Source organism: Pseudomonas sp. Ag1, assembly GCF_000278565.1.
In the GTDB taxonomy this organism is placed as follows: domain Bacteria; phylum Pseudomonadota; class Gammaproteobacteria; order Pseudomonadales; family Pseudomonadaceae; genus Aquipseudomonas.
In genome coordinates this window covers 23,663-34,379 of the sequence record NZ_AKVH01000061.1, presented here as the reverse complement: position 1 = coordinate 34,379, position 10,717 = coordinate 23,663, and the positions used below count along the sequence as shown (strand labels likewise).

The 10,717-nt window shown below is 59.8% G+C and carries 10 protein-coding genes; 4 read left to right on the top strand and 6 right to left on the bottom strand.

Going from position 1 to position 10,717, the window contains the following annotated elements; all coding sequences use genetic code 11:
* Positions 1-204 precede the first annotated feature (204 nt).
* The 4 genes from A462_RS29065 to A462_RS29080 form a co-directional block, all read right to left on the bottom strand.
* Positions 205-984: an ABC transporter permease gene (locus A462_RS29065; protein ID WP_003217229.1), complete on the bottom strand. Its 780-nt coding sequence runs from the start codon at positions 982-984 to the stop codon at positions 205-207.
* Positions 981-1,913, bottom strand: coding sequence for an ABC transporter ATP-binding protein (locus A462_RS29070; RefSeq protein ID WP_003217227.1), 933 nt, complete (start codon positions 1,911-1,913; stop codon positions 981-983). The genes A462_RS29065 and A462_RS29070 overlap by 4 nt, the downstream gene beginning before the upstream one ends.
* A 135-nt stretch (positions 1,914-2,048) precedes the next feature.
* Complete coding sequence (locus tag A462_RS29075) at positions 2,049-2,672, bottom strand: glutathione S-transferase family protein (protein ID WP_003217226.1); 624 nt, start codon at positions 2,670-2,672, stop codon at positions 2,049-2,051.
* 57 nt (positions 2,673-2,729) lie between these two features.
* Positions 2,730-3,389 carry a transglutaminase-like domain-containing protein gene (locus A462_RS29080; protein ID WP_003217224.1) on the bottom strand — a complete coding sequence of 220 codons (660 nt, stop codon included), beginning with the start codon at positions 3,387-3,389 and terminating at the stop codon, positions 2,730-2,732.
* Between the two features lie 192 nt (positions 3,390-3,581).
* Between A462_RS29080 and A462_RS29085 the strand changes: the two genes are divergently transcribed.
* Both A462_RS29085 and A462_RS29090 read left to right on the top strand, forming a co-directional pair.
* Positions 3,582-6,029, top strand: a complete 2,448-nt coding sequence (locus A462_RS29085; RefSeq protein ID WP_008431294.1) for an acyl-CoA dehydrogenase — start codon at positions 3,582-3,584, stop codon at positions 6,027-6,029.
* Between the two features lie 231 nt (positions 6,030-6,260).
* Positions 6,261-6,668: a PA2817 family protein gene (locus A462_RS29090; RefSeq protein WP_003217220.1), complete on the top strand. Its 408-nt coding sequence runs from the start codon at positions 6,261-6,263 to the stop codon at positions 6,666-6,668.
* Between the two features lie 127 nt (positions 6,669-6,795).
* Here A462_RS29090 and A462_RS29095 read toward each other — a convergent pair whose 3' ends face one another.
* Positions 6,796-7,728, bottom strand: coding sequence for a LysR family transcriptional regulator (locus A462_RS29095; RefSeq protein ID WP_008431291.1), 933 nt, complete (start codon positions 7,726-7,728; stop codon positions 6,796-6,798).
* A 91-nt stretch (positions 7,729-7,819) separates the two neighbouring features.
* Between A462_RS29095 and A462_RS29100 the strand changes: the two genes are divergently transcribed.
* Positions 7,820-8,446 (top strand): hypothetical protein, encoded by a 627-nt coding sequence (locus tag A462_RS29100; RefSeq protein WP_008431289.1) that lies wholly within the window; start codon positions 7,820-7,822, stop codon positions 8,444-8,446.
* On the opposite strand, the gene A462_RS29105 is transcribed toward A462_RS29100, so the two are convergent.
* A complete protein-coding gene (locus A462_RS29105; protein ID WP_008431287.1) occupies positions 8,447-10,015 on the bottom strand; it encodes an alkaline phosphatase D family protein in 1,569 nt (522 codons plus the stop codon).
* A 293-nt stretch (positions 10,016-10,308) separates the two neighbouring features.
* Here A462_RS29105 and A462_RS29110 point away from each other — a divergent pair, with 293 nt between their 5' ends.
* Positions 10,309-10,716: an ExbD/TolR family protein gene (locus A462_RS29110; protein ID WP_003217209.1), complete on the top strand. Its 408-nt coding sequence runs from the start codon at positions 10,309-10,311 to the stop codon at positions 10,714-10,716.
* Position 10,717: the final 1 nt, after the last annotated feature.

Sequence of the window (10,717 nt, the reverse complement as noted above, 5' to 3'; positions counted from 1 at the left end):
ATGCCGGAGTGAGGGAACGCCGAGCCTAGGCGAGGCGCCGACAGGCGGGGCAGAGCGCTTTGGTTACTTTGCCGTTTTTGCAAAGTGACTCGCTGTAAGAGCGAAACCATAAGTAGCCGTTACCGAAGAAACGGATATGTACTCAAACCAATCGCCAAAAAAAACGGCCTCATCTGGAGGCCGTCTTTCATCACATCTCAACGCTTAGGTGCGCATCCCGCGCCCACTCACCAGCAACCGCGCACACCCCACATACAGCACCACAGTCGCCACCAGCATAAAGGTGATCGCCACACTGATCTTGATATCCGAAACGCCCAGGATCCCATAGCGAAACGCGTTAACCATATGCAACACCGGGTTAGCCAACGACACCGTCTGCCAGAACGGCGGCAGCAAGGTGATCGAATAAAACACCCCACCCAGATACGTCAGCGGCGTCAGAACAAACGTCGGAATAATCGAAATATCATCAAAGTTGCGCGCAAACACCGCATTGATGAACCCCAGCAACGAAAAGATAGTCGCCGTCAGCACCACCACCAACAGCGTGATCCCGAGGTGATGCACCTGCAAATGGGTAAAGAACAGCGACAGCAACGTCACAATCACCCCAACCATCAACCCGCGCAGCACACCGCCCAGGGTGTAGCCGATCAAAATCGTATGAGGCGACACCGGCGACACCATCAATTCCTCGATGGACCGCTGGAACTTGCTGCCAAAAAAGCTCGACACCACGTTGCCATAGGAGTTGGTAATCACCGACATCATGATCAACCCCGGCACGATGTACTCCATATAGGTGAATCCACCCATATCACCAATCTGCCGACCAATCAGGTTACCGAAGATCACGAAGTACAAAACCATGGTGATCGCCGGCGGCAGCAAGGTCTGCGGCCAGATCCGGGTAAAGCGCTTCACTTCGCGATAAACGATGGTCTGCAGCGCGACAAGGTTGGGTTGCAGTTCCGAACTCATACCGCCACCTTCGCCAGATTTTTCTCCACCAGGGACACAAACAACTCCTCAAGGCGATTGGTTTTGTTACGCAGGCTCAGCACCTCGATGTTCTGGGTAGCCAATTGGCCAAACAGCGCGGTGATGCCCACGGCTTTGTCCACCTGGACTTCCAGGGTGTGGCTGTCCACCAGGCGATTCGGGTAGCCGATCAACTGGGGCGCAACCGTCATGTCGTTTTTCAGGTCGAGCAGGAAGGTCTCGACGTGCAACTGGCTCAGCAAATTACGCATGCTGGTGTTTTCGACAATGGTGCCGTGGTCGATGATGCCGATGTTGCGGCACAGCTGCTCAGCCTCTTCCAGGTAGTGCGTGGTGAGGATGATGGTGATGCCTTTCTGGTTCAGCTCGGTGAGAAACGTCCACATCGAACGACGCAGCTCGATGTCCACGCCCGCCGTCGGCTCGTCGAGGATCAGCAGGCGCGGTTCGTGAACCAGGGCGCGAGCGATCATCAAGCGGCGCTTCATGCCCCCGGACAGGGAACGCGAAGGCACGTCGCGCTTGTCCCACAAGCCCAGTTGCGTGAGGTATTGCTCGGCGCGTTCCTTGGCGATCTTCGGCGGGATGCCGTAGTAACCGGCCTGGGTCACGACGATGTCGAAGGTCTTTTCAAACTGGTTGAAGTTGAACTCCTGGGGCACCACGCCGATGCTGCGCTTGAGCGCCGCCGGGGATTTGTCCAGGTCGTTGCCAAAGATATTCACCGTACCGGTGGTCTTGTTGACCAGGGTCGAGAGAATCCCGATGGTGGTGGATTTGCCGGCGCCATTGGGGCCGAGCAAGGCGAAGAAATCACCTTCGGCGACGTCCAGATCGATACCACTCAGGGCCTGGAAACCGTTGCCGTAGGTTTTGGTTAGCTGCCGGATGGACAGAGCGGAACTCATATCGGATTACGCACCAAAGAAGAGGAATAGAATTGTTACATGAGGGCAGACCGCACGGAATACAACGGCTGCGCGTGACAAGCATGGTGCTTGTCCGCGCCGCACAAGTACAGTAACCCGTATTAATAGTCGGTATCAGGTCAACGCGGTCATGACCGATTTCTGATAGGCCGGACGCTGGCGCAGCCGCTGGTACCAGGCTTCCAGGTTAGGCATCGACGGGCGTTCGATGGGCATTTCGAACCAGGCATAAATGAAGCTGCCCAAGGGAATATCGCCCATGCCGATCTCGCTGCCGGACAGGTAAGGTTGCGTGGCCAAGGCCTGATCCACCGTCTGCAAAACATCGATGCAGGCCTGGCGACCGGCGTTGATGGTGTCCCAGTTCTGTTTTTCAGCCGGGGTTCGCAGCACGCCCCAGAACACGGTCTTGAACGGTTCGGCCAGGGTCGAGGTGGTCCAGTCCATCCACTTTTCAGCGTTGGCCCGGGCTTGCAGCTCGCTGGGGTACCAGTTCGAATCCGGCGCATGTTTGGCGGCCAGGTAGCGCACGATGGTGTTGGATTCCCACAGCACAAAGTCGCCATCTTCAATCATCGGCACCCGGCCATTGGGGTTCAGCGCGCGGTATTGCGGCGTGTCGACCACACCAAAAGCCCCGCCCGCATCAATTGCCTCATAGTCCAGGCCGAGCTCCTCGGCGCACCACAGTGCTTTCCTGACATTTGACGAATTTTTACGACCCCAGATTTTCAGCATGACCGCCCCGATTTTGAAAAAGATGGTTGGATGAATGCCGGGGCAGCATACGCCGGATCACGTTCGGCTTAAATCACTCTGCATGTCCCCCAGCAGGATCGGCATCTGCTCGCCAAACAGGTGCGGGTAACATTTCTGGATGTGGGCGAAGAAGAATTCCTCGGGCACCTCGGCAAATTGCCCATGGTCAACCACGTACTCCATGGAGCGCTGGCCCTTGCGGTTGAAGGCGTGGAAAACACTGTCATGAACGCCATCGAAATCCAGCGGCGGCACATCGAACAGTTCGCACAGTTGCTGATTGAACGCCGGCGTGGCCTTGACCCAACGGCCATCCAGATACAGTTCGGTGTAGCCATGCATGGCAAATACGTCACTTCTGAGCAGCTCGATCAAACGGGGCGTCGAGAGGTGGTTACGCACGTCGGCCAGGCCGATGCGCGCCGGAATCCCGCAGTGCCTTGCGCACGCCGCCAATAGCGTCGCCTTGGGCACGCAATAACTCTCGCCGGCCGCCAGTGCGAAGCTCGCGCTGAGGGTTTGCGGGTCGCGACTGAAGGTATAGGGGTTATAGCGCACCGCCTCGCGCACGGCGTAGTAAAGACTGACTGCCTGGTCACGAAGTGCGGCACTCGAACCGCGATGTTTTTCGGCGAACTCCACCACCGCAGGGTGGTCACTATCGATGAAGCGGCCGGGATTCAAGTACGCATTCATGAGGTTGATCTCCGAGGCAAGCCTTGAGTCTAACCACAGGCCTGCTCTCTGCGATAACGACGATTCGGCCAAATGTCGGCGCCTGGTGGTGATTCGACCTGGCACACCACGTAACACCCTCGTCACCCCGCTTGTTCGGATGCCGACTAAGCTCTGAGGTGATTTCGCACCTGGTTTCACGGAGGATTGAATATGCTGTTGTTGTGGATACTGGTTCTGGTGGTGGGCATTGCCTACCTGGCGCACCGGCGCATCGCGCCCCTGCCCGCCATCGGCGTGGTCGCCGTCTACCTGTTGGCGATGGGCGCCTTCAGCCACGCACCAGGCTGGTTGCTGCTGATCTTCTGGGTACTGATCGCCGTGGTAGCCGCCCCGCTGCTGCTGCCGGACCTGCGCCGCAAGTACTTCACCGCGCCGCTGTTCAACTGGTTCCAGAAAGTCCTGCCGCCGATGTCCGAGACCGAGCGCGATGCCATCGACGCCGGCACCGTATGGTGGGACGGCGAGCTGTTCAGCGGCCGCCCCGACTGGGACAAGCTGCTGGCCTATCCCAAGGCGCAACTGACTGAAGAAGAACAAGCCTTCATCGACGGCCCTACCGAAGAACTGTGCGCCATGGTCACCGACTGGGAAATCGGCCAGGCCATGGACCTGCCACCCGCCGCCTGGGAACACATCAAGCAGCATGGCTTTTTTGCCCTGATCATCCCCAAAGAGTTCGGCGGCAAAGGCTTCTCCGCCTATGCCCACTCCCAGGTCGCGATGAAGCTGGCAACCCGCAGCGGCGACCTCGCCTCCACGGTCATGGTCCCCAACTCCCTGGGCCCGGCCGAATTGCTGCTGCACTACGGCACCGATGAACAACGCAACCATTACCTGCCACGCCTGGCCCGTGGCGACGATATCCCGTGCTTTGCCCTGACCGGCCCACTGGCCGGTTCCGATGCCGGCTCCATGCCCGACACCGGGGTGATCTGCAAAGGCGAATGGGAAGGCAAGGAAACCCTCGGCCTGCGCCTGAACTGGGAAAAACGCTACATCACCCTCGGCCCGGTAGCGACGTTGCTCGGCCTGGCCTTCAAGGCCCATGACCCGGATCATCTGCTGGGCGACAAAGAAGACCTGGGCATCAGCCTCGCGCTGATCCCCACCGACACCCCGGGTGTTGAAATTGGCCGCCGTCACCTGCCACTGGGCGCCGCGTTCATGAACGGCCCCAACTCCGGCAAGGATGTTTTCATTCCGCTGGAATTCCTGATCGGTGGCCAGGAAATGCTCGGCAAGGGCTGGATGATGCTGATGAACTGCCTGTCGGTAGGCCGTTCGATTTCCCTGCCTGCCGTCGGAACGGGCGCGGCCAAGTTCACCAGCCTGGTGACCGGCCAGTACGCCCAGGTGCGTGAGCAGTTCAACGTACCGCTGGCGGCCTTTGAAGGCATCCAGGAAGCCCTGGCCCGCATCGGCGGCAACGCGTGGCTGATGGACAGCGCGCGGATGCTCACCGCCAACGCGGTCGACCTGGGGGAGAAACCCTCGGTACTGTCGGCGATCCTCAAGTACCACCTGACCGAACGCGGCCGCGAATGCATCAGCCACGCGATGGACGTGCACGGCGGCAAGGGCATCATCATGGGCCCCAACAACTACCTGGGCCGCAGCTGGCAAGGCGCGCCGATCTTCATCACCGTGGAAGGCGCGAATATCCTCTCGCGCAACCTGATGATCTTCGGCCAGGGCGCAATTCGCTGCCATCCGTTCGTGCTCAAGGAAATGGCCTTGGCCGGTCGCGAAGACCATGACCAGGCGCTGAAGGAATTCGACGGCCTGCTGCTGCAGCACATCGGCTTTGCCGTAGGCAACGCCGCCAGCACCCTGGTGTTGAACCTCGGTTTCGGTCACTTCGAAAAGGCTCCGGGCAACAGCCTGAGCCAGGGCTATTTCCGCGCACTCAACCGTCAGGCCGCGGCGTTTGCGATGCTGGCGGACCTGAGCATGATGCTGCTGGGCGGCGAGTTGAAACGACGCGAACGCCTGTCGGCACGTCTTGGTGATGTGCTGAGCCACATGTACCTGGCATCGGCTGCACTCAAGCGTTATCACGACCTGGATTCGCCAGACCACCTGGAACCGCTGTTCGCCTGGGCCATGGAAGAGAGCCTTGGCCACTCCGAGCGTGCACTGGATGAACTACTGACCAACTTCCCGAGCAAGGTGTTGGGTTGTCTGTTGCGGGTGATCGTGTTCCCGTTCGGCCGCCGTCATAAAGGCCCGTCCGATGCGCTGGATGCCGAAGTGGCCGCAGTGCTCGGTCGCGCCAAGGGTGACCCGACCCTGGAAGCGGTGCTGGCGGGCTGCTATCGCCCACAGTCTGCAGAAGATCCGGTGGGCGCCCTGCAACATGCCTACGACCTGTTGGCCGACAGCCATCCGTTGCAGAAAAAACTCCACGAAGGCCTCAAGAGCGGCCAGGTCAAACCGACCGCGGGCGAACACGCCATCGATGCCGCGCTGCATGCCGGCGTGCTGCAACCGGCCGAGGCGCAGACCCTGCGTGACGCTGAAGCGGCGCGACGCAAGGTGATCGACGTGGATGATTTCAGCAAGGAAGAGCTGAGCCAGGCTGAGGGAAAAGTCCGCTGATCCCAGCGGTCATATAAAAACGGGTAGAGTGCCCTGCCTCACAAATACTGATCCCTTTTGACGGCGTCTGTTGTCGTCATGCTGCGTTGCCGCTCCTCGCCATAGCAAGCTATGACTCGTCGCGGCGCCTTGCCTGACAACAACAGCCACTCGTCAAAAGGAATCGTATTTGTGAGGCAAGGCACCGAGCTATATACTCTCGCGCCCGTTTTGCTCTTGAGGACTTATCTCGTGTCCAACGTCGTTGCCGATCATCTCGTCTTGCTCGACCACCTGCGCAGCATCCTGGTTGCCGTCGGCGAAGCCGAACAGGTTCCCGAGGAAAGCCACCTCCTGTTCCTGGAGCGCTTCGATGAACTGCGCGCCTTGCTGCCCATCGACCCGATCGAAAGCCAGTACCTGGGCCAGGACATGATGAGCCAGGTCATCCTGCGCTACCCGCAAATTGCTCACCTGGTACCGCGCGACCTGCTGTGGTTCTTCGGTGGCGACTGCCTGCACTTCATGCCCGACGACGAGCTGGACCTGTACCAGGCCCTGGAAGAACGTCGCTTCGAAGCTGAACAGAACGACGAACCGTTCGACTGGAACCAGGAAAAGCAGTTGTTGGCCATGTCCAATGACCAGCCCAAGCACTGATTTCAGGGCTAACGCAGATCAAATGTGGGAGCGGGCTTGCTCGCGAATGCGGTGTGTCAGTCAATATTTTAGGTGACTGATACACCGCATTCGCGAGCAAGCCCGCTCCCACATTTAAACTGTATTCCTACCGTTTCTTCAGTGTCGGCTCTTTGGCCATGCACTCCACCAGATAATCAATAAACACCCGCAACTTCGGCGGCAGGTACCGCGTCGGCGAATGCAGTAGCCACGCATCCCCGTGGTACGACGCAATGAAATCCCACCCCGGCAGCACCTGCACCACCTCCCCCGCTTCCAGCGCATGCCGCGCCGTGAAATACGGCAAGCTGCCAATCCCCACATATTGCAATACCGCATCCAGCCGCACGCCTGTGTGATTGGCCGCATACCGCCCGCGCACGCCCACCGTCACCGCCTTGCTGCCCTGGCGAAACTTCCAGCGCGCATCCCCCGGCGTCTCACCCAGGTAGATGCAACTGTGCTCCAGCAAATCATGGGGATGCTGCGGCGTACCGTGCTCCGCCAGGTACCGCGGCGTGGCGCAGATCAAATGCTCGATCGGCAGCAACTGGCGCCCCACCAACCCCGGCGGCGGGCTGTCGGTGATGCGGATGCTCAGGTCGACATTGTCGTCAATCAGGTCCACATGCCGGTCCTCCAGGATCAACTGCACGTCGACCTTGGGATAACGCCGCAAAAACTCCGGCATATGCGGATGCACCACAAAACGCCCCACCGCCTTGGGCACGCTGACCCGCACCAGCCCTTCGGCTTCATGGGTGTATTGGCCGCTGATTTCCATCACCGACCGCGCAGCACTGACCATTTCCTGGCAGCGCTTGAACACCTCTTCGCCACCTTCGCTGAGGCGCAACTTGCGCGTGGTGCGTTGCAGCAGGCGAGTCGCCAGGGCCTTTTCCAGGCGTGAGATGCTGCGGCTCACGGAGGACGGCGATGCTCCCAGTTGGCGCGCAGCCTCGGAGAAGCTGCCGGTTTCCACCACCTTGACGAAAATCGCCATTTCGCCCAGCAGCGGTAAGGGAAGATTGATGCTCATGACGCACAAGTCCATTGAGGTTTGAACGGATTATCACCTATTGGCGCACTTCTTATACTGCCGGTTAGAAACCCTGATGCGGATATAAATGATGACCCAGCGCCTGTTTTTTACCCATGACCACCTGAATGCCGAACTTGAAGTGCTGGGATGCACACCTTTTGATAACCAGTTTGCGGTAATCCTGCAGTCCACAATCTTCCATCCACAAGGTGGCGGCCAGCCCTCCGACACCGGCTGGCTCGGGGCAAGCCAGGTGTTGAAGGTGGTGCAGGAAGGCGATCATGTCGTGCATTACGTAGACCGCCCCGTGGCTCCCGGCGTGATCCAGGCACGCGTCGATGAAGACCGCCGCACCTTGCACACGCGCCTGCACTCGGCCGGGCATCTGATCGGCAATGCCGGTGAAACCCTGGGCTGGATGCCGATCAAGGCTCATCACTGGCCGGGCGAAGGCAAGATCACCTTTATTCGCGGCACCTCGGCCCAGGCCATGGACGCCGAGGCGATCCAGCGGCAAGTCGACCAATGGATCGCCGCCAACCTGCCGCGCCATATGGCCCTGGATGACGGTACGCGGCAAGTGGGTTTTGGCGACCTGCCGGCCTATGCCTGCGGCGGCACGCATGTGCAGGCATTGGGGGACGTGGGTCAGGTGACGATCCTGGCCCTCTCCGAGAAAAAGGGTGCATTGTCGGTGCGCTATACCCTGAACTGACTAAACCGCAATCGCCCCCGCCCTGCCCGGTTCCACCACAAACGACTTGAGGGTCGAGACGCTGGCGTTCGGATCCCGGGGATCGGAAATCACCCGGAAGTTCGTCAGCATATTCCTCTCCTCAAGCGCCACCGACACATAGCCGCGCTGGCGGCTGTCGAAAAACTTCACATGGGGATTGAGGGGCAGGATCGCACTGAACGCATCAAATGGTGGCCCGTCAGACGTCACCGACGTGCCGACAAACTCGGTCGCGACCACCGGCGAATCCGGATTCCCTGCGTCAGCGTGCAGGTCCGTCGTCCAGAACGAGTGAATATCGCCGCCCCAGAACACCGGGTTATTCACCTTTCTGCGCACCATCGACGCAAGCATCCGCTCACGGTTGGCCATGTAACCATCCCAGCCATCTGTCCAGCGGCCGGGCTTGTGGTTGGTCAGGTCACGTTGCGTGAGCGGCGCGACCAACAGGTCCTGGGCGATCACGTTCCATTGTGCCCGGGACTCGGCAAAACCCTGATCCAGCCAAGCCTCCTGCTCCCAGCCGAGCATGGTGCGACGGGGATCGCGCAGGTCAGCACAGGTGTTCGCGGCCACATGTCCCTTGTGGCTGCCATTGGCCAGGATGCATGGCTGCTCGGAGCGGTACTGACGCCCATCCAGCACATGGAAACGCGCCAGCCGGCCGTAGTCCAAACGCCGATAGAGGCGCATGTCCGGCCCGCGCGGCAGGCTGCTGGCCCGCAGCGGCATGTGCTCGTAGAAGGCCTGGTAGGCCGCCGCCCGCTGCTTGAGAAAACTCGTCACCGGGATGTTCGGGTCCTGGGACCACTGGCTGGCATAGTCGTTTTGCACTTCGTGATCGTCCCAGGTGACCACACTGGGCGCCGCAGCATGCAGTGCCTGCAAATCCGGATCGGTCTTGTACAGGGCGTAGCGGTTGCGGTAATCCGCCAGATTCAACGCATTGCCGCTGCCGTGGGAGCGAATGACCTTGCCGGAATCAGCCGCGTAGGAACTGTCATAGATGTAATCCCCGAGGAAAAACACCAGGTCAGGCTGCTCGGCGGCCAAATGCCGATAGGCGCTGAAGTAGCCTCGCTCCCAATGGGAGCAGGAGACAAAACCCAGCTGCGCCGATGCCATGGCATGCACCGCCGGCGCAGTGCGCGACTGGCCCACCGGGCTTTGCGCACCGAGGCCCTCGAACTGGTACCAGTAAGGTCGACCCGCCTCCAACCCGCTCACTTCCACATGCACCGAATGGGCGAAACGCTCGCTGGCCATCACCTCGCCCTGGCGCACAACGTGCGTCATCGCTGCATCGCGGGCCACCTTCCAGCGCACCGGCACCGCTCGGTTCAGGCCACCCCGACCGTCGGCGGCATTGAACAGCGGCGCGAGGCGCGTCCAGATCACGAAACCATCGGGCAATGGATCGCCTGACGCCACACCGAGGGTGAAGGGATAGTCGATGCCTGCACTACGGGCAAACGGGCTGAGGATCGAAAACGCCGTGGCAACTGCAAGCCCGCCCAGTACGCGACGGCGATCGTGATTCACACTCATCAACTGCGCTCCTTCCAAGCATCCCGCACCGACCAAAACAAATGCTTGTGTAGCGTTCTTACCATTGGCAGCAGGGTGGATAAATGCGGCAGTGCAATGCTCATGCAGGGGGACTCGCGAAATAAATTCTCCAAGAATGTACCCGCGTCGTGTCAGTTTCATTACGTAGATAAATAGACCTACGAGTCGTCTGTAAGACGCGTCCTAGAGCCTTAAAAGCTTAAATTAAAGTTAACCATTCGGTCATTTTTGGTTGCTAGCGTGTCGCCCCTAATCAACTGCGGGGTAGCGGAATGAGAACTTGGGATGAACCCAAAAAACGCAAGGCACACATCGAACTGATCCCGATGATCGACGTGATGATGTTCCTGTTGGTGTTTTTTGTACTGGTGAGTTTGAACGTGATTCCGGCCCTGGGCATGAAGACTCAGCTGCCGAGCGCCAGCAGTTCACAGCAGCTCAAGCCGCAAAATAAATTCATCCTAACCCTGGGCCTGGAAGGTCAGCTGCAGCTCGATGGCAAGGACCTGACCGTCGACGCGCTGGTGCCTGCACTCAAGGCCGGCGAGAAGCCAGACACCAAGTCGACGATCATCGTCAACAGCGACAAAGGCGTGGAAGTGTCGCGCCTGGTCGAGGTGATGGACACCCTGCGCCTGGGTGGCTTTACCTCTGTCTCCATCGCCACGAAAAAGTCCTGAT